General features: G+C 63.3%; 21 protein-coding genes. 7 read left to right on the forward strand and 14 right to left on the reverse strand.

The annotated features are described in order from the left end of the window. The first annotated feature begins 28 nt into the window (after window positions 1-28). Window positions 29-3061 (forward strand): D-2-hydroxyglutarate dehydrogenase YdiJ, encoded by a 3033-nt coding sequence (locus RPC_RS13620; RefSeq protein WP_011473163.1) that lies wholly within the window; start codon window positions 29-31, stop codon window positions 3059-3061. Between the two features lies 1 nt (window position 3062). On the opposite strand, the gene RPC_RS13625 is transcribed toward RPC_RS13620, so the two are convergent. From RPC_RS13625 to RPC_RS13635, 3 genes are all read right to left on the reverse strand, one after another. Next, window positions 3063-3986, reverse strand: coding sequence for an SMP-30/gluconolactonase/LRE family protein (locus RPC_RS13625; RefSeq protein ID WP_011473164.1), 924 nt, complete (start codon window positions 3984-3986; stop codon window positions 3063-3065). Next, window positions 3983-4210 (reverse strand): hypothetical protein, encoded by a 228-nt coding sequence (locus RPC_RS13630; protein ID WP_208855615.1) that lies wholly within the window; start codon window positions 4208-4210, stop codon window positions 3983-3985. The genes RPC_RS13625 and RPC_RS13630 overlap by 4 nt, the downstream gene beginning before the upstream one ends. Before the next feature lie 76 nt (window positions 4211-4286). Beyond that, on the reverse strand, window positions 4287-5030 hold the full coding sequence (locus tag RPC_RS13635; RefSeq protein WP_011473165.1) for an IclR family transcriptional regulator: 744 nt from the start codon (window positions 5028-5030) through the stop codon (window positions 4287-4289). Window positions 5031-5604: 574 nt separating this feature from the next. Here RPC_RS13635 and RPC_RS13640 point away from each other — a divergent pair. Further along, window positions 5605-7491 (forward strand): sigma 54-interacting transcriptional regulator, encoded by a 1887-nt coding sequence (locus RPC_RS13640; protein ID WP_011473166.1) that lies wholly within the window; start codon window positions 5605-5607, stop codon window positions 7489-7491. Window positions 7492-7724: 233 nt separating this feature from the next. On the opposite strand, the gene RPC_RS13645 is transcribed toward RPC_RS13640, so the two are convergent. The 5 genes from RPC_RS13645 to RPC_RS13665 form a co-directional block, all read right to left on the reverse strand. Next, a complete protein-coding gene (locus RPC_RS13645; protein WP_011473167.1) occupies window positions 7725-8648 on the reverse strand; it encodes an SMP-30/gluconolactonase/LRE family protein in 924 nt (307 codons plus the stop codon). Between the two features lie 15 nt (window positions 8649-8663). Then, window positions 8664-9620: an amidohydrolase family protein gene (locus tag RPC_RS13650; RefSeq protein WP_415914707.1), complete on the reverse strand. Its 957-nt coding sequence runs from the start codon at window positions 9618-9620 to the stop codon at window positions 8664-8666. A 164-nt stretch (window positions 9621-9784) separates the two neighbouring features. Next, on the reverse strand, window positions 9785-11194 hold the full coding sequence (locus RPC_RS13655; RefSeq protein ID WP_011473169.1) for a DASS family sodium-coupled anion symporter: 1410 nt from the start codon (window positions 11192-11194) through the stop codon (window positions 9785-9787). 208 nt (window positions 11195-11402) lie between these two features. After that, window positions 11403-12104, reverse strand: coding sequence for an RraA family protein (locus RPC_RS13660; protein WP_011473170.1), 702 nt, complete (start codon window positions 12102-12104; stop codon window positions 11403-11405). Window positions 12105-12127: 23 nt separating this feature from the next. After that, window positions 12128-13132: a hydroxyacid dehydrogenase gene (locus RPC_RS13665; protein ID WP_208855616.1), complete on the reverse strand. Its 1005-nt coding sequence runs from the start codon at window positions 13130-13132 to the stop codon at window positions 12128-12130. A 538-nt stretch (window positions 13133-13670) separates the two neighbouring features. Between RPC_RS13665 and bla the strand changes: the two genes are divergently transcribed. Beyond that, window positions 13671-14570: a class A beta-lactamase gene (gene bla / locus RPC_RS13670; protein WP_011473172.1), complete on the forward strand. Its 900-nt coding sequence runs from the start codon at window positions 13671-13673 to the stop codon at window positions 14568-14570. Between the two features lie 62 nt (window positions 14571-14632). Here the strand turns inward: bla and RPC_RS13675 are convergent, their stop codons facing one another. Both RPC_RS13675 and RPC_RS13680 read right to left on the reverse strand, forming a co-directional pair. Beyond that, window positions 14633-17743 carry a multidrug efflux RND transporter permease subunit gene (locus tag RPC_RS13675; protein ID WP_011473173.1) on the reverse strand — a complete coding sequence of 1037 codons (3111 nt, stop codon included), beginning with the start codon at window positions 17741-17743 and terminating at the stop codon, window positions 14633-14635. A gap of 18 nt (window positions 17744-17761) precedes the next feature. Continuing rightward, a complete protein-coding gene (locus RPC_RS13680; protein ID WP_011473174.1) occupies window positions 17762-18928 on the reverse strand; it encodes an efflux RND transporter periplasmic adaptor subunit in 1167 nt (388 codons plus the stop codon). A gap of 299 nt (window positions 18929-19227) precedes the next feature. Between RPC_RS13680 and RPC_RS13685 the strand changes: the two genes are divergently transcribed. Then, window positions 19228-19794, forward strand: coding sequence for a cytochrome b (locus tag RPC_RS13685; protein WP_011473175.1), 567 nt, complete (start codon window positions 19228-19230; stop codon window positions 19792-19794). A gap of 31 nt (window positions 19795-19825) precedes the next feature. On the opposite strand, the gene RPC_RS13690 is transcribed toward RPC_RS13685, so the two are convergent. From RPC_RS13690 to RPC_RS13700, 3 genes are all read right to left on the reverse strand, one after another. Next, window positions 19826-20323, reverse strand: coding sequence for a GNAT family N-acetyltransferase (locus tag RPC_RS13690; RefSeq protein WP_011473176.1), 498 nt, complete (start codon window positions 20321-20323; stop codon window positions 19826-19828). Window positions 20324-20480: 157 nt separating this feature from the next. Next, complete coding sequence (locus RPC_RS13695; protein WP_011473177.1) at window positions 20481-21035, reverse strand: SH3 domain-containing protein; 555 nt, start codon at window positions 21033-21035, stop codon at window positions 20481-20483. A 194-nt stretch (window positions 21036-21229) separates the two neighbouring features. Continuing rightward, entirely contained in the window at window positions 21230-21700 is a 471-nt protein-coding gene (locus RPC_RS13700) for a DUF2147 domain-containing protein (protein WP_011473178.1), read from the reverse strand. Window positions 21701-21911: 211 nt separating this feature from the next. Here RPC_RS13700 and RPC_RS13705 point away from each other — a divergent pair, with 211 nt between their 5' ends. From RPC_RS13705 to RPC_RS13715, 3 genes are read left to right on the forward strand one after another with little or no spacing between them, the layout of a single operon-like run. After that, window positions 21912-22598 carry a response regulator gene (locus tag RPC_RS13705; protein WP_011473179.1) on the forward strand — a complete coding sequence of 229 codons (687 nt, stop codon included), beginning with the start codon at window positions 21912-21914 and terminating at the stop codon, window positions 22596-22598. Next, complete coding sequence (locus RPC_RS13710; protein ID WP_011473180.1) at window positions 22595-23701, forward strand: ATP-binding protein; 1107 nt, start codon at window positions 22595-22597, stop codon at window positions 23699-23701. Before RPC_RS13705 ends, RPC_RS13710 begins: the two co-directional genes overlap by 4 nt. Window positions 23702-23740: 39 nt before the next feature. Beyond that, a complete protein-coding gene (locus tag RPC_RS13715; protein ID WP_049766101.1) occupies window positions 23741-24271 on the forward strand; it encodes a GrpB family protein in 531 nt (176 codons plus the stop codon). Between the two features lie 46 nt (window positions 24272-24317). Here RPC_RS13715 and RPC_RS13720 read toward each other — a convergent pair whose 3' ends face one another. After that, window positions 24318-25601: a sulfatase-like hydrolase/transferase gene (locus tag RPC_RS13720; RefSeq protein ID WP_011473182.1), complete on the reverse strand. Its 1284-nt coding sequence runs from the start codon at window positions 25599-25601 to the stop codon at window positions 24318-24320. Window positions 25602-25609: the final 8 nt, after the last annotated feature.

Below are 25609 nucleotides of genomic sequence, written 5' to 3' on the forward strand. Positions count from 1 at the left end.
TTGCGATGCCGGGAGGCAGGAGGACAGCATGCTGGTGCGCCTTGCGAATTCACGGGCCCCTGCCCCGCGGCACGCCGAACTAGCCGCCGAGCTGCGGGCGCGCGGATTCGAGGGAGATCTGGCGCACGCCTATGGCGAACGTATCGTCGCGGCGACCGATAACTCGATTTACCAGCTCCTGCCGGAGCTCGTCGTCTTCCCGCGGAGCGTGGAAGACCTGGTGCGGGTCGCCCGTGTAACGGCCGAGCCGCGCTTTGCAAATATCGTGCTCGCACCTCGCGGTGGCGGAACGGGCACCAACGGCCAGTCGCTGACCGAAGGCGTTGTGGTCGATGTCTCGCGCCACATGAACGGAATTCTCGAGATCAACCCGGAGGAGCGCTGGGTTCGGGTACAGGCCGGCGTAGTTAAGGACCAGCTCAATGCCGCGTTGGCCGAACACGGCCTGTTCTTCCCGCCCGAACTCTCAACCTCCAACCGCGCCACGATCGGGGGCATGATCAGCACCGATGCCAGCGGCCAGGGCTCCTGCCTCTACGGCAAGACGCGTGACCACGTGCTGGAGCTGACCACCGTCTTGCTGGATGGCACGGCCTGGACATCGCGGGCGCTGGAAGATGATGAGCTGCAGCAGATCCAACAGCGCAGCGACCTCGTCGGCACCGTCCACCGACTGATCGACACGGTCCAGCGCGAGCAAGCGGACGCGATCGCCGCCCATTTCCCGAAGCTGAACCGGTGCCTGACCGGCTATGACCTCGCGCACATCCGTGATGATCGCGGCCGCTTCAACCTGAACGCGATCCTTTGCGGCAGCGAGGGCACGCTCGGGCTGATCGCGGAAGCCAAACTGAACGTGGTGCCGATCCCGAAATACAGCGCATTGGTCAATGTGCGCTATGGCAGTTTCGATGCGGCGTTGCGTGACGCGCAGGACCTGATGCGGTTTGGCGCCGCTTCGATCGAGACCGTCGATTCCAAGGTGCTCGGCCTTGCGCAGGACGATGTGGTCTGGGACTCGGTCCGGCAATACTTCCCGCAGGACGATCGGCAGCGCGCCATGGGCGCGAACCTCGTCGAGTTCGTTGGCGACAGCAATGAGAAGGTCGAGGCGGCGATCGGCCGGATCGCGGAGGCGCTTGGCTCGGCTGTGCCGTCGCGCGGTCGCCTCGGCTTTACGGTGGCCCGCGGCGCAAGCGAGGTGAACGCAATCTGGGCCATGCGCAAGAAATCGGTCGGTCTGCTCGGCAATATGCACGGCGACAAGCGGCCGATTCCCTTCGTGGAGGACACCGCCGTTCCACCCGAGAATCTGGCCGATTACATCGCCGAGTTCCGAGCCCTGCTCGACGCCCACGGGCTGGTCTACGGCATGTTCGGCCATGTCGATGCCGGCGTGCTGCATGTGCGTCCGGCCATCGACATGAAGGACCCGGCCCAGGAGCCGCTGATCCGAGAAATCACCGAACAGGTTGTCCAGCTTACCGAGAAATATGGCGGGCTGCTCTGGGGTGAGCATGGCAAGGGCGTGCGCTCCGAGTTCTCGCCACGCTTTTTCGGACCGCTCTATCCGACGTTACAGTCGATCAAGGCCGCCTTCGACCCCCGCAACCAGCTCAATCCGGGAAAGATTGCGGCGCCCGCTGATGGCGTCCTGTTGACCATTGATGGGCTGACCACGCGCGGTCAGATCGACCGGGTGATCCCTGCTCCCACCCGCGCCGCTTACGACGGGGCGCTCCACTGCAACGGCAACGGGGCCTGCTTTACCTGGGATCCGGACGAAGCGATGTGCCCCTCCTACAAGGCCACGCGCGACCGCCGGCATTCGCCGAAGGGCCGCGCCTCGCTCACTCGCGAATGGTTGAGGCAGTTGGCGACACTCGGCATCGATCCGATCGCCGAGGCTGCGGCGCTTCGGCAACGCTCCGGTTGGCGGCATTTTCCCGCGCGGCTGCGCAATAGCTGGGCGCGCGAGCCGGACTTCTCCCATGCCGTGAAAGAAGCGATGGACGGTTGCCTCGCGTGCAAGTCCTGCAGCGGGCAGTGTCCGATCAAGGTTGACGTGCCAGCCTTGCGAGCGAAATTCCTGGAAATCTACCACGGCCGCTATCTGCGGCCGCTGCGCGACCACATGGTCGGTTCACTGGAGACGATGTTGCCCCTGCTCGGGAGGATGGGGTGGCTGTATAACGCCGCCATCGCCAGTCCGCCCGGCCGTGCCGCGCTACGCGCGATCGGCATGGTGCATACGCCGCGGCTTTCCGGCATTTCGATGCGACGGGAACTGACCGCGCGCGGAATTGCGATGGCAACCCCGCAGGCGCTTGCCGCGCTCCCGGTTGAGCAACGCGCGCGTAGCGTGGTGCTGGTGCAGGACGCCTTCACGAGCTGGCATGAGTCGCATGTCGTGCTCGCAGTACTCGATCTCATGCAGGCGATCGGATTCAGGCCATTCATCGCGCCGCTCCGCCCCAATGGAAAGCCGCTGCATGTGCAAGGCTTTCTCGGCGCCTTCATCCGCACCGCCTCCAGCAACGCCGCCATGCTGCGCGACCTGGCAGCGACCGGCATCGAGCTGGTTGGCGTGGATGCTTCCATGACGCTGACCTACCGCTCGGAATACGACATGCTGGCTGAAGCAGACCGGCCGCCGCCCGTGCTATTGCTCCAGGAATGGCTGGCTCGACACCGCGACGCCATCCCGAGGATGGTCGGCGCCGGTGGTGAATACCTGCTGCTGCCGCATTGCTCGGAGCGCTCGCTCGCCCTCACGAGTCTGCGGGACTGGCAAACGGCATTCGCGGCCGCGGGCACCAGTCTGCGCGTGCTGCCGTCGGGCTGCTGCGGCATGGCCGGAACCTATGGCCACGAGACGGAACACCGGGCCTCGTCCGAGCAAATCTACGGCATGAGCTGGGGACGTCAGGTCAAAAGATGGGCGCAGAGCGGCCGCTTGCTGGCGACCGGCTACTCCTGCCGATCGCAGGTCAAGATCATCGACGGGCAGATGCTCGCGCACCCCGCGCAGGCCTTGCTCGCGTGTCTCGGGAAACGCTGAGCTAGAGGGCGTGCGAGAACATCGGCAGGCCCGGTGTTTCGAGCTCGGCGCGGAGCAGCGTCCCGCTGCGGCTTTCGGTGATGAAGAGGCTCTTTCGCTCCGGTCCGCCAAAAGCAAGGTTCGTCGTGCCGACGCCCGCACAGGAGACGATGCGATCGAGCGGCTCTGCCAGCGGTGACAGCCGCCATATGGAGCCGAAGCCGGTGTGGCAGACTAGCAGGTTGCCTGCATTGTCCAGCGCCAGTCCATCGGGGCCGCCGGGGCCGCCGTGCAGATGAGAGAATATGCCGACCTTGGTGGTCAGGCCGCTGGTCGGCAGTGGCACGCGCCAGATCTGGTTGGCCCGCGTCACCGCCACCAGCAGAAAACTCTCCGCTGGATCGACGACGATGCCGTTCGGACTCGGGATCGTGTTGATCAGGCAGCTGAGACGGCCATCGGGCGTGAGCTTCCAGACCCGGCCGGTGGGATCGTGCATCCCGGTCTGGCCCTGATCGGTGAAGTACAAATTGCCCGACGGCGCGAAGACGAGATCGTTCACGCCCTTGAAACTCTCGCTTGCCGCCGTCTCCAGGACCGGCGTGACGCTGCCGCTGGCGGGATCCAGCAGCATGATCCCGCGCTTGTAGTCGGTGATGAACACGCGGCCGTCGCGGTGAATCTTCAGCCCGTTCGGCCAGCCGTCATATTCCGAGACGAGCTCCCATTCGCCGTCCGCACTGACGCGAAAGATGCGGCCATACGGAATATCCGTGATGTACAGCCGGCCCTGCCGATCGAAGGATGGCCCCTCGAGGAAGCCGTCGATCTCGCGGCCGCCCTGGTTGGCATCCGCCCAGGCGGTGCGGCGCGGCTTGCGGAAACGGTCCGGAAGCGCTGTGAAAACGCTCGTTTCGATCCGGCGCGGCGGACTGAAGAACGTCATTGAGCGACTTCGGGCAGCAGCGTCGCGCCCTTTGCGGCCGGATAGGTCTTGTCATAGGTGTGGAAATGGCAATCCGTGGCGCCCGGCGGCGGAACGAAGCGCGGCTTCTCCGAGCCGCTCGACCACCGAACCTCCGCCGCCTTCGCAAGTCCGGCGACAGCGGATACAGCGAGTCCGGCCAAAACCGTCCCCCGCGTGAATGCAGTTGATGCCACGACGTTCATCCTCCCATTTTTATTATGGGGAGGCTTATAAGCCGGGCCGATTAGTCGGGCAAGAAAAATGAAACGACGTTGCGTTCTACGCGTTGGTCTTTCGCCGGCTGCGCTTTGCGTCTGCAGATGACACGGTGCCCCCGCAGGCCATTGTGAGCTTGTGGGCAGCCTCGACCAGTGGTGCCTTGGCCTGCTCCGCCCGCGCCGTGGTAAGCCGGCTGATAGGCCCGGAGATGGCCAGCGCGCCGACCAGCGATTCACCGATGCCGAACACGGGCATGGCGAGCGCGGCCGCATGAGGATCCGTCACGCCCGAAGTGAACAGCGGCAGCTCGTCGTCAGGTCCAGGCGGCCCGGATTCGTATCGGCGCAGCGTCTGCGCAATGGCGGACTTGTCCATCGGACGGGTATCGCCCGGCTGCACGGCCATGCGGATCCGGTTGGTGGTCTCCACCCGAAACAGACACAGCCGCTCGTCGCCGTTCCGAACATAGAAGGACGTCGTTTCTCCGGTCTTCGCGGCGAGCTGTTCGAGCACGGGCATGACATGGTCGGACAGACGAAACGCCTGCTGATAGGCTGTCCCGAGGCGCAAGGTCTCCGCATCAAGCCGGTAGCTGCCGTCGGGAAGGCGTGCGATTAGCCGATATCGCTGCAGCGACAATGCAAGCCGCAGGATCGTGCTCTTGACCAGACCGGTCCGCTCGGCCAACTCGGCGAGGCTCAAGGCGCCGTCGCCCCGGCGGAACGCGGTCAAAACCGCCAATGCGCGTTCGGCGGCCGATACGCCCTTGAGTACGGGTGGCTTCTTAACGGTCTGCTTGGCCATCTCAAATCCTCGTTTCGGCCACCTCCTACGGCATTCTTAACGTAGGCAGAAGGACTATGATGCCATCGCAGGGGGCCGGTGACGAAGTCGCCCTCGAGAAGAGGCCGCAATTGAACCACTTCAGTCGACGAAGCGTAAACCGGAAATGTCCACGTCAGAGCCGAATATTGGACCGCAACCGCCAAACCGACCGCTGACGGTGCTCAGTTCAAGCAATCAGCGTATGCGCCAGTCCGCGACTCACGCAAGGCCGCTCGCAGCGATAAGAACTCCGTGTGTTTCGGCTCCGAATATTGCCCCCTTTCGGCGTCCAACGTTGACCCCAGGCCAGGCCATAATTTGGAATGAATCGCGCAACTTATGGCGCGTCGGGTGGGCGCTGTCTTGGCGCCTATTGGAGTCAAATGCGACGCAGATTTACAGTTAGGCCGCGCGGCCTGGATGACATACTTTGACGCACGTCAATATGGCTGCCGGCATTTGATCCACACGTGCGTCACCGATGCGGCCCCCCCCCCCCCCCGGACCGGTGCAAGACGCTCAGGCCGGATTAAGATCTAGGGAACTGCCTTCCATGTCACACGACATCGTCGTTTTTTCGGTGACGACGTCTCTGACCAAGACGATCAAGCGGGTCCTGGCCGACATGGGCGAGTCGTTTCGGGTCTATGAGGAAGATCTGTTCAACGTCCTGCCCCTGGTCGAGGCGGAGGTGAAGGCTGGCGCCCGTGTCATCATCAGCCGAGGCGGGACTGCGGACCTGATCCGGAAGCACTTCACCCCGCCCGTCGTGGAGATCCATCACGACTATTTCGGCGTCCATAAGGTCGTTCAGCAGGCGCTCGAAGTCTCCGACAAAATTGCGACCGTGGCATTCCCGCTCTATGCGGAAATCATGCAAAACTACTCGGAGATGTGCGGGATACCCATTTTCACGCGGGTGATCCGCGAGAGTGGGGAGATCGAGGAGGCGCTTGAGGAACTGCAGGCGCGCGGAATTCGCGTGGTGATCGGCGGCCTGAGCGTCGCGCGCATGGCCAAGCGGTTCGGCATTGCCGCAATTATGGGCGACGCCGACGAAATGGCAATTCGACTGGCCGTCGAGCAGGCGCGCCACACGCTGAAATATGTTCTCAACCTCGATCGCCAGTACAACATCGTTTCAGCGATATTGAACTGCGCCAATGAAGGCATTCTTGGCGTCGACGGGTCAGGCACGATTTTCGAGTTGAACCACCATGCCCATCGCCTGCTCGGATGCGGACGTGGCGACAATATCAATACTATACTGCCGGAGAGCGATTCCCGGATCGCCATCACCAACGGTGAGCCTATTCGAAGCCGCATCGTCAATTCAGGCAAGGCGACATTGATTTTCAATGCGTCGCCGATCGACTATGGCGAGAACGGCGGCGGGACGGTGCTAACCGTTCAGGAAGGCGACTACATCCAGGGCATCAGCCAGAAAATCCGGCAACAACATATCGCGAAAGGTCACGTTGCTCGCATTCGCTTCGAAGACATCGTCGGCAAGGGCGAAGCGATCCACCACACCATCGAACGCGCCAAGAAATTCGCGTTGTCTGAAAGTTCAGTGCTGATCATCGGCGAAACCGGCACCGGAAAGGAGCTGTTCGCCCAAAGCATCCACAATCACAGCCGCCGGCACAGTAAGCCCTTCGTCGCAATCAATTGCGCGGCACTGCCGAACAACGTTCTGGAAAGCGAGCTCTTCGGCTACGTCCGGGGGGCATTCACGGGCGCGAAAGACGCAGGCAAGTCCGGCATCTTCGAACTCGCACATGGCGGCTCCGTATTCCTCGACGAGATCGGCGAGATCCCCATCGAAATGCAAGCGAAGCTTCTGCGCGTCATCCAGGAACGCCAAGTGCAGCGGATCGGCGATGATAAGTTGGTTCCTGTGGATGTCCGTGTGATTTCCGCAACGAACAAGAACGTCGACAACGAAGTCAAGCTCGGACGATTTCGGGAGGATCTCTATTTCCGCCTCAACACACTGGAATTGGAGCTTCCGCCACTGCGAGAACGCACCGGCGACGTGCCGACACTCATACGCCACTTCATGGGCAGGGCGGGCCGCAGGGAGGTGTCGTTCACACCAGACGCCCAAAGATTTCTGAACGTATATTCCTGGCCCGGCAACGTCCGCCAGCTTGGCAACTTCATCGAGCGCCTGAACGTTCTGTACGACCAGCCCTCAATGTCCTTGTCCGAGGTCTGCGACTTGCTCGGGACAGCTGCAGGCGCATCCGTTCAGGGGGCCGCGCAGCAGCGACCATCGACCTTGGCCCCGGACGACGAAAACGTGCTGGAGAAGATGGAGCGGGACCTGATCGCGGAAGCCCTAGACATCACGACCGGCAATCGAGAGAAAGCCAGCATCATTCTCGGCATCAGCCCGAGCACGCTGGGACGGAAAAAGAAGCAATACGGGCTCTGATCGTCAGCACGGATGCGCGCAACGATGCGATCGTCGCTGCCCGCCGAGGAAGCATAACCGGAGTGAACAACTCCGCAGGCTCCGGAATGTAGTCGATATTGTCGATCAGCGCTTCAACAGCGCTGATCGACAATGACGCCGTACTCACCATTTTCTCTGATAGCGCAGTTCCTCCGCAGCGCAGGAGAGCGCACTGCCGATACAAAGCCGACGCGGCGATCGCCGTGCCGTGCTCAAGCGCTATGCGAGTACATCTGAAGGCCGGGTATATCGAGTTCAGCGCGCAAGATGGTGCCCGTGCGGCTCTCGGTGATGAAGGCGAACTTTCTCTCCGGGCCGCCGAAGGCAATATTCGTCGTGCCGACGCCTGCGCAGGACACGATGCGATCAAGCGGCTCGGCAACCGGTGACAGCCGCCACACCGAGCCGAACCCGGTGTGACAAACGAGCAGATTTCCGGCTTCGTCGAGCGCGAGGCCGTCCGGACCACCCGGACCACCGTGCAGATGGGCAAAGATGCCAACCTTGGCGACAATGCCGCTGGCCAGCAACGGAATGCGCCAAATCTGATTTGCCCGGGTCACCGCCAATAAGAGCACCGACTCATGGGCATCAACCACGATTCCGTTTGGGCTGGGCACCGTATCGATGAGGCAAGTGAGCCGGTGTTCCGGCGTCAGACACCAGACCCGGCCGGTCGGATCCTGCATCCCCGTCTGGCCCTGATCGGTGAAATAGAGATTTCCTGAAGGCGCGAAGACGAGATCATTGACGCCCTTAAATCCCTCTGACCCCGCTGTCTCCAAGATGGGTTCGACGTTTCCTTTGTCGGGATCGAGCAGCAAGATCCCGCGCTTATAGTCAGCGATGAAGATGCGGCCATCGCGATGGATCTTCAATCCGTTCGGCCAGCCATCATATTCGGCGACCTGTTCCCAGTTTCCCTCGGCATCGACCCGGAAAACGCGACCATAGGGAATGTCGGTGACGTATAGGCGGCCCTGCTGGTCGAAGGACGGCCCCTCAAGGAACGAATCGATCGGTCGTCCCCCCTGGTTCGCGTCGGCCCACGTGGTGCGGCGCGGCTTGCGGAAGCGGTCTGGAAGCCGCGAGAACACGGTGGTTTCCAACCGACGTGGCGGCGAAAAATAAGTCATTGTGCGAACCTCGGATCACGAAAGCGGGGGAAAGCCGTAGAGGACGGCAGGATTGTCGACGAGAATGCGGCTGAACATCTCCGGGCTTCCGGCCCAGTCCGCCAGGCGGTCGAACAGCACGGCGTCGTCCGGCTTGGCGTCGTTCGACTTGGTCGGGTGCGGCCAATCGCTACCCCAGACGATGCGCTGCGGTGCTGCCGCAACGAACGCCGCGGCGATGCGGCCGGAGTCGGCGTAGCCAGGAGCACCGTCGATACTGCGGAGGTAGGCGCCAGAGAGCTTGACCCAGGTATTACCTCGGTCCAGGAGGCGCCGGATGATTGCGTAGGACTGACTCCCAGTACCGGCAGGTTGCGGGATCTGTCCGAAATGGTCGAACACCAGTTGCCCCGGCAGCTCCGACAACAGCGCCTGCTCGTCTTCCATCTGCTTCGGAGTCATGTTGATCTGGCAGTGCCACCCGAGTGCGGCAAGCCGAGGGGCGAGCACCTTCAGCGAGCTCACTGTGAGCGGCCCAGGAAGTGATAGGTTGAAGCGCACGCCACGCACGCCGAGCCCGTCCAGGCGCTTGAGTTCGGCGTTCGGGACATCCTCCGCAACCACTGCGACCATACGGAAACGGTCGCGGCCCAGGGCCTCCATCGACGCCAGTTGCAGCGAATTGTCCGTTCCATATGTCGAGGGTTGGACGATCACGCCGCGACTGGTCCCAAGACGGCGCTGCAAGCCACGATAGTCATCCGGCAGCGCGTCCGCCGGCAGCAGCGATGCGCCACCAGCGGCCGGATAGCGCCGGTCATAGGTGTGGAAGTGGCAGTCGGTGGCGCCGTGCGGAGCCTTCGCGACGGGTCCATCGGTTCCAGCGGACGCTCGCACAACCTCGGCCGCGCTGCTCCGTCCGAGACTGAGCGACGGAAGAATTCCGAGGCAGCCGGCGAGCATGGCGCGACGATCGATCGAATACGTGGCCAAGTGATGTTCCTTTCGGTTTGCGGAGAGGAGTCTGAAGAAGCGAGGTCGGGATCAGCTCGTGGCGGGCGATTAGGCGGCTTCGAGTGATGGCAACGGGGCAGTCAGTGCTGTCTGCTTTAGGCGACGCGCCTGGACAGCGCGTCGCCCACGCGAAAGCATCGGACTCAGATCAGCCCGATCAGTTTCCAATAGGGAACGCCGATGACGTAGTAGACAATGGCACTAATGAGAGCCATCGCAGTCCCCAGTCCCCAGAACGTTTTCTGAGGGACATAGCCCGCGGCGAACGTGATCACGCCCGCACCATTGCCGTAGTGCGTCAGCAACGAGCCGTAGCCCGCCGAGAAGCCCAGCGACAGCGCGATGAGCATGGGGCTCGCCTGCGTCGAAAGACCGAGGGTGAACAGGACGGGATAGAACGACACGACGAACGCGCTGTTGGACACGAAGAAGTACCGTGCCAGCATGCTGATCCCCACGAGCGTGACGATGGCGACGTTCGGCCCGATGTCCGAGAGTGTGACGTAGGCCTGGACGATCGTGACCAACCACTTGTAGAAGCCGCCAGCCGCCAGCACGGTCGCACAGCCAAAGAAGCCGCCGTACCAGACGAACGTCGCCCAGGCGCTCTTCTCCTGGATCAGGTCATCCCAGGTCATCACCTTCGTGAGCAATTGAGCGGCCAGGAAGGCAAGACCAACGGCCTGCATGCTGATGTCGGTGTACGCCCCGGTCATCCAACCCAACACCGCGAACAGGAACAAGATCAGCAGAATCTTCTCGGAGCGCTTCATCGGTCCAAGTTCGGCCAGCCCGGCTTCAGCTATTTCCTTGATCCCTTTGAGGATGCGGAGTTCGGGGGGATAGAGCTTGTAGATGATCAGGGGCGCCGCGAGTAGCAACAGGCCGCTCGGCACGACCGAGGCGACGAACCATGTCATCCACGTCAGGTTCACGTCGAGGACCTGCTTGGCGAGTGAGGCCGTGATCGAGTTGGTTGCCATTCCCGTCAGGAAGAACGTCGATGTGCCCATCGAGATGACATACATCAGGATCGAGAGATAAGCGCCGATCTTGCGCGCCGACGGGCCGGGTTGCGAGCCCAGAGTCTCGGCGATGTTCCTGAATATCGGAAAAGTGATCCCCCCAGTCCGGGACATGTTGGACGCGGTCGCCGGCGCGAGTGCGAGGTCCGTCAGTAGCATCAAGTAACCGAGCCCCAACGACGAACGCCCGTACTTCTTAAGCAGGAGATAGGCGATGCGCTTGCCAAGTCCGGTGATCGCGAAGGCCCGGCAGATCAGGAAGGCCACCAGGATGAACCACACCATGGAATTGCCGTAACCCTTCAGCAGGATTTCCGGCCCGTAGAACAACGAGCCGAAGCCCAGGATGATCAGCACGATCACCGCATCGGTGAACGGCCGGAACACGATGCCACTCAGCAGAGCCAGGTAGACTCCCACCATCCGCCAGGTCTCGACACTCAGTCCGACCGGATGCGGCGAAACCCAGAAGAACAGCGGACAGCCCACCACCAAGAGCATCGGCCAATAGCGGCCGATGGCGCTCATTCCTCCTTGTGCTTGTTGCAGTTGAGTTGCCGGGATGGCGATAGATGACAGGGGAGCCACGGTGTTTTCCTCTTTTTTGTGCTTCAGAGCCCTAAGCGGACTGGGCAAACCACGACCGGCCAGCGATGCGGAGTCATGTGGTCGGGAGCGAAGACGCAGCACCCGCCGAACGCGGACGCCACGCCTCACATTTCGGCCGTGACCTCGACTAGGCGCGATAGACGTCGTCGATAAAGTCGGCGCCGCTTTTGAGCAGGGATTCTTTCACCCACGCCCGCTTTGCCGTGCCGTTCTTGGCGGCGACCACCTTGGCCTGGTCGGCGGCCGAATAAGGTTTGGCCAACGCGAGTACGGCCTCGGCGTCCCGACACGGCACCACGATCACACCGTCGGCGTCGCCGACCACGAGATCGCCCGGATGCACGGCGATGCCGCCGATCGCGATCGGCACATTGACCTCGCCCGGGCCCGCCTTGAAGGGACCGCCCGGCGTGGTGCCGGCGGCGTAGAGATGAAAGTTCATCTTGGAGATCGCATCGAGATCGCGGATATTGCCGTCCAGCACGATCCCGGCGACCTTGCGGTCGTGGAGGGCGTAAGCCGCCATGATCTCGCCCAGCAAGGACTGGCTACGATCGCCTTCGTTGGCAACCACGATGACATCGCCGGGCTCGGCCATGTCGAGGGCCATGTGCAGCATGAGATTGTCGCCCGGACGCACCTTCACCGTGAGGGCCGGGCCAGCCATGATCGGGGCTTCCGGCCGGGAGACGAGGCGGATCTGTGAACTGAGAGCACACAGGCGGTTCATGGTGTCCGCAATATTCGACGCGGGCAGTTCCTTGAACTGCTCGACGATGTGCTTCGGGGTATTATTTCGCTTCAGGAAAACTCGGTTTCCGACGGGCATCTTTTTTCTCCTTTTTGATGATTTCAGAAGCCCGGAACGGGCCAGGACGGCTTTTGTCCCGAGAGCACCTCGTGAATTCCGATCGCCGAATGCAGGGATGCACGGTGCGTCGCTTCCCGCGTCGCGGCGCCGATGTGCGGGGCGACGACAACGTTGTCCAACTTGAGCATCCTGTGGTCGGGCTTGAACGGCTCGACCGCCAGGACATCGAGCGCGGCGCCGGCAATCTTGCGGTTGGTGAGAGCGCCGTAGAGATCGTCCTCGTTCACGATGGTGCCGCGCGCCGTATTAATCAGGACCGCACTGCCTTTCATGAGCCCGAGCTGCCTGGCGTTAACGAATCCCTTTGTCTCGGGCGTGGACGGGCAGTGCAGCGAAACGAAATCGCAGTCGGTGAAGATGCGATCGAAGTCTTGCGTGAGCTCGACGCCTTCCGGCATATCCGCCTGCGTCTTGTACGGATCGAACCCGATCACCTGCATGTCGAAACCCCGCGCCATCTTGGCGACGCGCGAGCCGATGTTGCCGACGCCGATCAGGCCGAGCTTCTTGCAGGCGATCTCGGATTTCGGCGTATCCAGCTTGGCCTTGTAGTAGTCGACCAACATCGTTTGCTGCACCAAGCGGAAATTTCTCGAGCAGTGAAGCATGTAGAACAGCGCCAGTTCCGCGACAGAGGTGCTGTTGGCCAGCGGCGCGTTGAGGACGGTGACGCCGTGCTTCTTGGCGGCCGCCAGATCGACCGTGTCGTAGCCCGAGCCATGCCGCACCAGGACCTTCAGTTTCTTGGCGGCATCAAAGACGCGCGCTGACATCGGCGATAGGCGCACGATGATCCCGTCGCATTCCGGGATGTCGTGGATGACATGGTCCTCATCCATTCCGGACCCGGTCACCAATTGATAGCCGCGGCTTTCGAGATACTCGCGCCCTTCGGGCATCAGTTCTTGTGGAAGCAGTATTCGTTTGGACATCGCATTGCCGTTCATCTGAAACGCTGCGGCGGAGATGGCCAGCAGCCGTGACATCGTCATCGCAAGGCGCGTGCCATTCGTGATCGGAACCCGATCCGCAGGTCATATGTCTGATTTTGCTGGGATATATTATCGACCGGGGGGGTGGTCCGGCAGCGAGCACATCCCGCATGGATGGAGCGCGTCAATCTGACCGTCAAAATGCCGGCTGATTTCAAATTGACCTCGGCGGGAAGGCTTGTCACCAAAAGCGGCTGCCGGATCTTTCCTTTGCCTTCGCTTAGCTTCGGACGATTTGATCCAAACGGAGAATGCGCCCGCGCCGCCAGCAAACGCTGCGAACCGCAACAGGCACGTTCGTCACGTCCGGCAGCAACGTGCGATCGGCTCCGCAACCCCGACCATCTCCGCCGATCGCACGTTGTTCAGCCCGCGCCGAACGGCGTAACATTCGACGAGACTCTAATAGCAAATGGATGTAAATTCAGGGGCAGGTCAGTTGCGAGACGCTCCGGCACTTTTCTGGAAGCTTCGCAATAAGCATGTCATTGCGCGGCGGCATACCGACGGGGAGATACCTGCAGGAGATCCTATGTACACACGACGCCACTTCACCGAACGCTCTTTGGCAACAGTGCTGGGGGCCTGTCTGGCGTTGCGGCCGGGATCGTCTGTCGCGTCCGATGGCGCAGATGGTTTCGCGGCGTTGGCGGCGAGCTTTGCCAAGATCGAAGCAACAAGCGGCGGCCGACTTGGCGTTGCGGTTCTCGATACCAAATCTGCCGCCCTCGTCGGCTATCGGCTCGATGAGCGTTTCCCGATGTGCAGCACGTTCAAGCTCATCGCTGCAGCGGCCATATTGGCCAGAGTCGACGCCGGAACTGAACGGCTCGATCGACGCCTACGCATCGCCCCCGAGGATATCCTTTCGTACGCGCCGACAACGAAACAGCATGTCGGAAAAGACCTGTCGGTTGCCGAACTCTGCGAAGCGGCGATCGTGCTCAGCGACAACACGGCAGCCAATCTGCTGCTGACCAGGCTCGGTGGCCCCGCCGCCTTGACCCGATACGCCCGCTCCCTCGGTGACGAGGCGACACGCCTCGATCGCATGGAGCCGGATCTCAACGAAGCCACGCCGGGCGATCCCCGCGATACGACGACACCCGCCGCGATGGCCCGCGCCGTCCAGGCGGTTGCCGTCGGGACCGCGCTCTCGCCAGGCTCGCGGGATCGTCTGATCACCTGGCTAATCGACTGCAAGACCGGCGGCGCCAGGTTGCGAGCCGGACTGCCGTCGTCTTGGCGCGTTGGCGACAAGACCGGAAGCGGCAGCCACGGGTCGAGCAACGACGTGGCGGTGATCTGGCCGCAAGATCGGGCGCCTCTGATCATTGCCGCCTATCTTACCGAAACGGCCGGCTCCGACGACCAGCGCAACGCCACCCATGCTTCCGTTGCCCGCTCCATCGCGGCAAGCCTGACGCGATAAGCCGCAGAATCTGAAATTTGGAGAAAGCCGCTCCAAGCGACGGCCGGAGTGGCCAACCGCGGCTATGTCGAGCGAGCCACGCCGTTGCTCTTGCGCGAGCCGAAGCGTTTCATCACGACGACGTAGAACACCGGCACGAACAGCACCGCCAGCACGGTGGCGGATAGCATGCCGCCGAACACCCCGGTTCCGATCGCGTGCTGGGTCTCGGCGCTGGCTCCCCGCGCCACCATCAGCGGGACGACGCCGAGCGCGAAGGCAAACGATGTCATCAGGATCGGCCGCAAGCGCAGCCGAGCGGCTTCGATGACGGCATCGCCGAATTCCCGTCCCTCGGCACGCAGGCTCCTGGCGAATTCGACGATGAGGATCGCGTTCTTGGCCGACAGCCCGATGATGGTGATCAGTCCGACCTTGAAGAACACATCGTTCTCCAGCCCGCGAATCTGCACGGCGAGCACGGCGCCGAGAATGCCGAGCGGCACCACCAGCATCACCGAAAGCGGGATCGACCAGCTTTCATACAGCGCCGCCAACACCAGAAACACCACCAGCATCGACAGCGCGAGCAGGATCGGGGCCTGCGACGCGGAGTCCTTCTCCTGCAGCGACTGACCGGTCCATTCCACCATGAAGCCGGCCGGCAGCTGCGCGGCGAGCCGCTCCATCTCCGCCATGGCGTCGCCGCTTGAGACCCCTGCTGCGGCGTTGCCGGCAATGCGCGCGGTGGGGTAGCCGTTGTAACGCACGAGTTGCAGCGGCTCCTCGCCCCACTCCGGGGTGACCACCTCCGACAACGACACCATGCCGCCGGCATTGTTGCGGACGTAGAGCTTCAGAACATCGTCGATCTGCATGCGGTTCGGCGCGTCGGCCTGCACGATCACCTGCTGCAGTCGTCCGGCATTCGGAAAGTCGTTCACATAGGTCGACCCCATCGCCGCGGTCAGCGTATCGCTGAGCATGGTGAAAGGCACGCCGAGGGCTTCGGCCTTCTGGCGGTCGATCTTCAGCCGCACGCTCGGTCCGTTCGGCAGGCCTTCAGGATAGACGCCGCTGACCAGCCTGCTTTGCGCGGCCAGCTCAAGCAGTCTGGCTTGGGCCGCCATCAAGGCGGGATGGTCGCGATTGGCGCGGTCTTCCAGGCGCATCGCGAAGCCGTTGGTGGTGCCCAGCGATTCAATCGCCGGCGGCTTCATGCTCATGACCGTGCCCTCGGGGACCTTGGCCATCGCCGCGGTGGCGGCGGCGACCTCGTCGCCGACGGTCGAGGTCCGTTCGCCCCAATCCTTCAGGCTGGTGAACGCCAACGCCGCGTTCGATCCGGAGCCGGAGAAGCCAAAGCCGATGATCGAGGTGTTGCTCGCCACCGCGGCTCGCGTCGCGACATAGGCATCGTATTGCTTGACGATACTGAGGGTCCGTTCGGCCGTCGCGTCGGCGGGCAGCGTGAAGCTGGTCATGAAGTTGCCCTGATCCTCCGCCGGGACGAACGACGACGGCAGCCGCGTGTAGCAGTAGGCCAGCGCGGCGACGATGACGGCGTAAACGACCATCATGCGCCCAGTCCTGCGCAGCAACGCCGCGACGAAGCCGGCATAGCCTTCCGTCAGCCGGTTGAAACTGCGGTTGAACCAGCCGAAGAAACCTTTCTTCTCGTGATGGCCGGCGGCGATCGGCTTCAGTAGCGTGGCGCAAAGCGCGGGCGTGAGCGAGAGCGCCAGGAACGCCGAGAACAGGATCGACACCGCCATCGACAGCGTGAACTGCCGATAGATCGCGCCGACCGAACCGCTCGCCAGTCCCATCGGAATGAACACTGCGGACAGCACCAGGGTGATCCCGATGATCGCGCCGGTGATCTCCTTCATGGCCTTCTGGGTGGCTTGTTTGGGCGGCAGGCCCTCGGAGGCCATGATCCGTTCGACATTTTCGACCACGACGATGGCGTCGTCGACGATGATCCCGATCGCCAGCACCATGCCGAACATCGTCAACACGTTGATCGAATATCCGGCGATCCACATCACCGCGAAGGTGCCGAGCAGCGCGATCGGCGCCACGATCGCCGGGATCAGCGTGTATCGGATGTTCTGTAGGAACAGCAGCATCACCAGAACGACGAGCACCATGGCCTCGATCAGCGTATGGACGACCTTCTCGATCGAGATCTTCACAAACGGCGCGGTGTCGAAGCCGACGGCATAGCTCATGCCTTCCGGCATCGCCGGCGCGAGTTCGGCAAGGCGCGCATAAACAGCGGCGGCGGCGCGCACCGCGTTGGCACCCGGCGCCAACTGGATGCCCGCGGCGGTGGCCGGCTTGCCATTTTCGAGCGTCGCGAAGCTAAGGCTCTGAGCGCCAAGTTCGACGCGCGCGACATCGCCCAACACCAGCTTGGAGCCATCGCTTTCGGCGCGCAGAACGATCGCCCTGAACTCCTCGGGGGTCTGCAACTGTCCGTAGACAGTGAGCGGAATACTGACTTTCTGGCCCAAGACCGTCGGCTCCGCCCCCACCCTGCCCGGTGCGATCTGGGCGTTCTGCGCCTGGATTGCAGCCGTGATCTGGGCCAGCGACAGCGAATAGGACACCAGCTTGGCGGGATCGACCCATATGCGCATCGCCTTTTCTGAACCGAAGGTCTGCACTCGGCCGACGCCGTCCACGCGCTTCAGCTCCTGCACGATGTGTCGTGTCATATAGTCGCCGAGCGCGAGTTCGTCGTACGCGCCGTTGGGCGAGTTGAGCGTCACGATCATCAGGAAGTCCGAGGCCGCGGATTCCACGGTGACGCCGATACGCCGAACCGCCTCGGGAAGACGCGGTTCAACCGCCTTCAGACGGTTCTGCACGTCCACCTGGGCCAGGTCGGGCGCGGTGCCCGGCTTGAACGTCGCGGTGATGCTGGCGCTGCCGGACGTATCCACGGTCGATTCGAAATACAGCAGGTTCTTGACGCTCGACAATTCCCTTTCGATCAGCGTGACGACGCTGTCGTTGATGGTCTGCGGCGTCGCGCCCGTATACGTCGCATAGATGCTGACGCTGGGGGGCGCAATCGTCGGAAAGCGCGACACCGGAAGCTGCGTCATGGCGATTACGCCGATCAGCGCGATGAAGATCGCGATGACCCAGGCGAACACCGGCCGGTTGATGAAGAACTGAGCCATGCTGCTGTCGCTCTGCGCTCAGTCAATCGCTTGCGCGGCGGCAGCGGCGAACGGCACCGTTTCGACGACCGCATCATTCTTCGCGCGTTCCTGGCCCTGCACCACCACCGTCTCGCCGGCCTGCAGGCCGGAGGTCACGATGTAACGGCGGTCGACAATCTCGCCGAGACCGACCACGCGGCGCGCCGCCCGCTTGTGCTCGTCGACGATAACGAGTTGCGGCGCTCCGGCCGGATCTCGGACCACCGCCTGCTGCGGCACCAACAACGCATTGTGTTTGACGCCGCGGGGCATCCGAGCGCGGACATACATGCCCGGCAGCAGAATCCGATCCGGATTCTGCACCTCGACACGAACCGTGACGTTGCCGGTGCCGGGATCGACGCTGATATCGGAGAACAGCGCGCGTCCCGTCACCGGATAGGCCTTGCCGCTGGCGGCAAATATCGTCACCGGCACCTTGGAAGCATCGTCGAGCTGCCCCGACCGCGCAGCCTCGCGGATCACGTCGATCTGGGTGGCCGGCTGACGCACGTCGACATAGACTTGATCGATCTGCTGGATGATCGCCAGAGGGTTGGTCGACGACACTGATGCCAGCGCCCCCTCGCTGACCAGCGCCGGCCCGGTACGTCCCGCGATCGGCGCCCGCACCGTTGCAAACTCGAGATCAAGTGTCTTGCGCTGCAGCGTCGCCTGGGCTTCCGCGACATTGGCCTTGGCCTGAGCGAGATCCGCCACGGTGTCGTCATAGGCCTCGCGGCTGATCGCATTGCTCGGCAACAGCTGCTTCGCGCGGTCGAACTTGCCTTGGGCGCGGGCAACACCCGCTTCGACTCGCTGCAGTACCGCGGCCGCGCTGCCAACCTCTGCTTTGAAAACGTCCGAATTGATCTGAAACATCGCCTGGCCGGCCTTCACCTCGGCCCCCTGCTCGAACAGCCGCTTTTCAAGAATCCCGCCGACCTGCGGCCTGATCTCCGCGGTCCGGAATGCCGCCACCCGCCCCGGCAATTCATCGGCTAGGATCACCGTTTCGGGCTTGACCGACAGCACCGTGACGATGGCTGGCGGTGCTCCAACCTGCGCGCCGGTTGCGTCGGATTGCCCGCGGTCGCAGCCCGCCACGCCGAGCGCTGCCAGAACCGCGAGCAAAATGTTCGGGGTACGAAATTGATACGTCATTCATGATCCAGATCGGCGGCGGTGCGGCCAACACACCACCGTCTGCCGCGGATTGCCGCGTGCGTGTTGGCGCATTGTCGAGATTGTGTGGAGATTTGGTGGATGCGTCTTCCGATGGTCGAAACCGGAGCGGTTTGTCAGCCATGGTAGCTGCTCACCGCTGTGTTTTGCAGCAGGCTGCGCAGATGTGATCTCCGACCGCGGGTTGCGCTACTTAATGACGGCCATTAAAAGAGCGCTTCGCCGCGGACCGGCGGGCGCGTGTTGTTGATACGCATTTTAGGTCCTTCGAAAAAAGAATGCAAAGCGTGATCCACAACGTTCACCCGACGATCGACAAATATCCGGCAACGCTGCGGATCCTGCATTGGGTGCGGGCGGTTCTGATCCTCGGCCTGATCGCGGCGGGCTTTACCATGACGGAGCTGAACGACGAGATCACGGCGAAGTTCGATCTGCTTTATCCGTGGCACAAATCGTTCGGCGTGCTGGTGTTCCTGATCGTTCTCGCGCAGCTTGCGATCCGCGCGGTATCGCGTTTGCCGGCACCGGCGCCGCTGCCCGCCCACGAGAAAATCCTGTCGCACGTGGTGCACGTCACGATCTACGCGCTGCTGCTGATCGTCCCGCTGATGGGCTACGCGATGTCCAGCTCCTACGCCGAGAGCGACGGGGTGTTCTTCTTCGGCATCCACGTTCCCGAGCTGCTGCCGAAGAATAACGATAATTTCAAACTGTTCCAGCTGCTGCACAAGACGCTGGCCTACAGCCTGCTGGCGTTGATCACATTGCATGTCGCCGGGGCGTTGAAGCACCGCTTTCTCGACAAGGACCCGCGCACCGACGTTCTGCCGCGGATGATCTGAGCAGGCTGCCGACGACGCGCGGGATCGTGCCCTACATGTCGTCGAAGCCGCGCCCGTTCTCGTCGTGCAGCATCGCTGCGTAGATACTCTCTTCCGAGCCAGGGATATCGATCGCATCGAGGTGCTTGCGATAGAATGCGACCGGCCCGACGCCGCCGATGATCGCATAGGCATATTCGGCTTCGCGCATGCCGCGCAACGTGGCGAACAACAGCGCCTCGCCGATGCCCTGGCCGCGAGCCGCCTTCGCCACGCCGGTCGGACCGAAGAAGCCGCGCATCGAGCAGTCGGCGCAGGCGAAGCCGAGCAGTTCGTTCTGCCGCACGGCGATCCAGATCATCACCGGGGAGCGCGTGAAGGCGCGTGTCGCTTCGCTCACCCAGGGACTGTCGAAGTGCTTTTCAATCCAGGGCAGCACGACATGCGCCTCGGCCGCCATTGCGCGACGAACCGTGATGCCGTGGGATGCGATTGTTTCCGCCGTGCGAACCTCGGGAAGATCATAGAGACGGACGAGAAGGTCACTCATGGACTGGCTCTCTCTTGGAGGAACGACGAAATCGGTTGCACGCCGATGACGGAAACGGATCGGTCATCGCCGACCTAACGTCGGCGATGACCGATCGTTTTGATGCGGGCCACGCTCGCTGCGGCTGCCGCACGACGCCATCTGCAGGTATCGAACCCTATTCGTGGTCCGGCGGAGGCTCGTCGTCGGGGCGGAACGAAGGGTCGGGACCGGGCTCATGGTCGAAAGCCGCCTCATTTTCCGGCGCGGAATGGTCGTCGTCCCAGTTGTCGCGCCAGCCCGGCGGGTTGCCGTCGTCCTCCCAGTGATGGGCATTCCAGCGGTCGATGTCCCCGTAGAAGCCATAGTCGCGATAGTTGTCCCGCCAGTAACTGCCGATGTTGAACGTCACCACCGGGATTTGTGATTGCGCGGCGTAGGCGGGGACATACACCCGGCGCGCGTCGTGAACGAACTGAACGTGCGCTCCCGACACCCAGCCGCGGACCCCGGACGCGCTCACGTCGCACCATTTGTAGTTTGCCACGCAGCCGTGAATCGTCAGAGCCGATCCTGCCGCCAGCCTCCGCACCGCCGGAAATCGCGTACTCGGCCCGGAGCGGATGTTGAGATTGGCGCCGGAATATCCGTCGCGCGTTGCAGCTTGGCTTTCGCCGGCCAAGGCGATCAGCAAAAGCAGCGTGGCTGTATAGATAACGGCAGGATTTCTCATGGTTTATCCAATGGAGGCTGTCGGCGCGACGGGCTTGGCGAGATGTTGGCGGCGCACCGAGCCGCTCGCTCCGCATTGCCGCTCGATTGTCAATTCCACGTCGAGGATGCGTGGAGGTTTCGCGAAACGCCTCCCATCGCAACGTCTTCTCGAAGCGGTCGCCCGCAAGGATTCGCCTCCTCGCGGCTCGCAGCTCACCGCGTGGCCCGGGTCCAAATCTCGCTGCCGCACAGTGCGCCGGCGCAGCCCCGCACTTCGAGACGTCCCGCATCAAGCAGAGCAACCGTGCTGGCATAGCTGTTGCCGTCATCGGCGTTGTAGACTCGTCCCGACCACGAGCTCGATGTCGCGGGCAGCATGTCGAGGAACAGCTGCAGTCCCACGATGCGGCGGGTTCTGAGCGACGGATCCGGGTTCTTGTCGTCGGTCTGAGGTTTTCCGGTCGCGGCATCGATCGACTGCTTCAGCCACACCACCTTGCCGCAGATGGCCGAGCCGCAGGGCTTCACCAACACCTTGGCGTCGCCGGCCTGGGTCAACCAGGTTCCGAAAGGATCGGTTTTCGGCTTGTTGCGCTCCGATGTAACGTCGCGTGCGAGAGCAAGCGACACAGCCATCACCAGCGGCAGCGCGTAAACAGCGGTACGAACGGGGTCGATGCGCATTCGAGAAAGTCCTTACAAGGATCGCGGCGATCAAGCGGGCGGCTTCGCGCGCACCGGCCTGCCGGAAGGGCCGGTATTCCGCCTGATTGCCGGCGATGGTCCATCGACCATGGAGGTTGTATGGAGATATGGTGGAGAGGCACCATATTGGATCGACGGGGCGCTTTCCCCCGTGTCATGAGATCCTGATGATGCTTGGCCTTGTGTTCCAATGAACGCCCTTATCCTCATCGCCGAAGACGAACCGCAAATCAGCGAGATCCTCGACGCTTACCTGACGCGCGAGGGCTTCCGCACGGTCCGCGCCGGCGACGGTCGAACCGCACTGGACCTGCACCTTGCGCTGAAACCCGACCTCGTGCTTCTCGACGTGACCATGCCGCGCCTCGACGGATGGGAGGTGCTGGCCGAGATCCGCCGCCGGGGCGATACGGCGGTGATCATGATCACGGCGCTCGACCAGGACATCGACCGCCTGCAGGGGCTGCGCATCGGGGCCGACGACTATGTCGTCAAGCCGTTCAACCCGGTCGAAGTCGTCGCCCGCAGCAAGGCGGTGTTGCGGCGGGTCGGCCAGTCGAGCGCTGGCCGTATGCTGCGGGTCAACTGCGTTGCGATTGATCTCGACAGTCACATGGTCAAGATCGAGGCGGGCGGAACAGCGCAACCACTGCCGCTCACGCTCACCGAATTTCGTCTCCTGGCGCACATGGCGCGAACGCCGACCAAGGCCTTCACGCGAAGCGAACTCGTCGATGCCTGCCTTCCCGGCAGCGACGCCCTGGAGCGCACGGTCGACAGCCATATCAGCAATCTGCGCAAGAAACTCGACGAGGCCGGCGCGCCTGGCATGCTGTCCGGTGTTCGCGGCATCGGCTATCGATTGGCCTCGGTATGAAGCGGTATCGCCTGAGCAGGCAGATCATCGTCTCGATGAGCGTCGTGGCGACGATCGCGATGCTGATCGTCTTCGTCGGCTCGTTCATCTTCTATGGAATTTATCTCAGTTACTTCCCGCCGCCTCCCGGACCGATCCCGCTGCTTCCGGAAGCGTCGGATGTGGTGATGATCGCGTTCTTTCTGCTGATCGGTTTGGCGCTCGCCATCGTCGTGGCACTTCGGCTGGCGAAACGAATCCTGGCTCCGCTGAATTCGCTGGCGGAAAGCGCGCGCAAGATTGCTGCGGGAGACCTGTCGGCCCGCGCATTTCCCGGCGACCGGTCGCTCGGCGAAACCGCCCAATTGGTCGACGATTTCAATTCGATGGCGCAAAGGCTTCAGGATATCGCCGAAGACATGACCGCCTGGAACGCGACCATCGCCCACGAACTGAGAACGCCCCTCACCGTCTTGAAGGGCCGCCTGCAAGGTATCGCCGACGGCGTGTTCTCGCCCGACGAGGCATTGATCCGCAATCTGCTGCTGCAAGTTGACGGGCTCTCGCGGCTCGTGGAAGACTTGCGCACGGTGACGCTGGCCGACGGCGGGCACCTGGATCTCAGGATCGAGGAGATCGGACTCGCCGCGGAAATTCGCAGCGTCGCCGAGTTGCTGGAGCCGTCATTGGTGAAAGCCGGATTCTCGCTCGACGTCACGCTGGTCGATGTGGTGGTTCGCGGCGATGGAATTCGCATTCGTCAAGCGCTGCTCGCCCTGCTCGACAACGCACAGCGTTATGCGCGGCCCGGCGCCATCGAACTCACGACGCTGAAATCGGGCAACTCCGCCGTGATCCGGGTCGAGGACGAAGGTCCCGGGTTGTCGCCGGCATTCGCCAGGCGCGCATTCGAGCCGTTCGCGCGGAGCGAGCCGTCGCGCTCGCGGCGCCTCAGCGGATCGGGACTGGGACTGTCCGTCGTTCGCGCCATTGCCGAGGCGCATGGCGGACGCGCCGCGTACCGAAGATCCTCGCGCGGCGGCGCGGTTTTTGAAATCGAACTTCCGCTGATGCAGGACCACGGGCCCGACGCTGCGCCGGATGCGGCGACGAGTCCCTCGTGAACGACCATGGCTGCCGTTTCGACGCGAGAAGATCGCCGCATGGCTGATTCCGACGTCTTCCGCCTGACCTCCGATGACCAGCAGGCGCGGCGCGCCGCCGAACGGCTGTTCGGCGAGGTGACGCGCGAGCTTGGCTCGATGCTGCCGGCGTCAGCCGAGGTCCTGCACGTCGGCGCGACCGCGGTCCCGGGATGCCTCACCAAGGGCGACCTCGATATCGTGGTCAGGGTCGAACGCGGCGACTTTCTGGCGGTGGAGTCCCGCTTCGCGAAGTTCTTCCCGCGTAACGCCGGGTCGATCCGCAGCGATGAGTTCGCCGCCTTCGCGGACGCAGCGCGGACGCCGCATCTGGGCATCCAACTGACGACGAAGGGCGGGGCCTTCGACCACTTCCACCGCTTCATTGCCGCCTTGCGGGCCGATCCCGAATTGGTCCGGCGCTACAACGCCCTCAAACTGGCCCACCACAATCAGCCGATGGATCGCTACAGGGCGGCGAAGCACGCCTTCATCGCCGAAGTGCTCCGGTCAGATGCGGCCTCCTCGGAGTCCGATCACCGACCGCGCTGAACGGTCGGGTCCCTCGCGGGCCGTGAGACAAGGCGGTGTGCCGAGATCAATCCGGCAGAGCCGGCGCGCCCGATCGCGCGAGAGCATCGCGAAGAGCGACGAGCGCAGCCTCGTTGTCCGCGAGCATTCGATCGAAGCTCCCGGCGCGGCGCCACTCGTCGATGCTGGAAAGGTCCCAGAACCGCGTCGGTTGTACCAGCCGGTTGTGCGACGCCATCCACGCCAGGTCGAGCAGCGGGTAGCGGCCGGCATGAACCTGCATCCAGCCGGTGAGACGCAAGTATTCTTTGTGTTGGCGGTTGAGGCGCTCGATGCGGCGCGCGCCGCCGGCCGCCGTCGCGGGTTGCCCCGCCATGACCTCGGTCAGGACGCGTCCCGAGGCTCCGTCGGCGTTCGGCGGCTCGACACCCATCATGGCGGCGATGGTCGGCGCCACGTCGATATTCTCGGCATAGCCGATCACACGCCGTTTCGCGATTCCCGGACCGCGTAGTGCGAAGGGCAAGCGCCAGCTCTCTTCCTGCTGCGGGCCGTGCCAGCCGCCGCGGGCGGCGCCATCGGGCATCAGCACCAGCAGCGTGTCCTCGTACTTGTCCATCCGCTTCAACTCGTCGACGAAGCGGCCGAGCAGCGCGTCTGCCCGCCGCAGCGATGCAAAGTAGGGCGAGCCCTCCCCGTAGGCGTCGCCGCGCCAGGGCACATTCTCCCGGGTGAAGCCGACACGCTGCAACACGGCGTTGGCGTCCTGCAGTATCAGGCGCATGAAGCTCAGGTCGGGGTGCTCGCGCAATTGCCGCAGCCCCTCCTCGACAACCCGCTCGTCGGTGAGTGCCTGAGACAGATTGGTGTAAGTGAATCCTTCGCCGATCGACCGGTAGGCCGTCGAGCCGGCGATCAAGGCGGTGTGGCCTTTGAAGCGATGCTGGAGATAGGTCTGTTCGATGGCTGGCTCGAGGAAGAGCGTGCCGGCGGCCGTCGTCGGGTTGGGAAACGAGGTCGTGCTGAGCACGAAGTAGCCGGAATCCGTCGGATGGTACGGAATCACGGTGGTCATCTCGCTCGCGCGGGTGCCCTCGGCCGCGACCGCGAGCCAGTTGCTCAGGCTGAGGCGCTCCGGCGCGTCGGCGAGCATGCTGTCCATGTGGAAGATGATGACACGCGCCGGACGGGGATCGGGGCGCGCCTGCGCCGCAACGTTCGGGACAGCCATCAGCGTGGCGAGCGCGACGGCAACACCGAGGGTGATGATCGATCTGAGCGACATCTGGTTCTCTGCTTCGATGGGCCGCGAGGCGTGCTGCTGCAGAAGGCTGGCCAGCTGAGCGGACACGGCCTCGC

The sequence above is a fragment of the Rhodopseudomonas palustris BisB18 genome (assembly GCF_000013745.1).
Classification (GTDB): Bacteria; Pseudomonadota; Alphaproteobacteria; order Rhizobiales; family Xanthobacteraceae; genus Rhodopseudomonas_A; species Rhodopseudomonas_A palustris_F.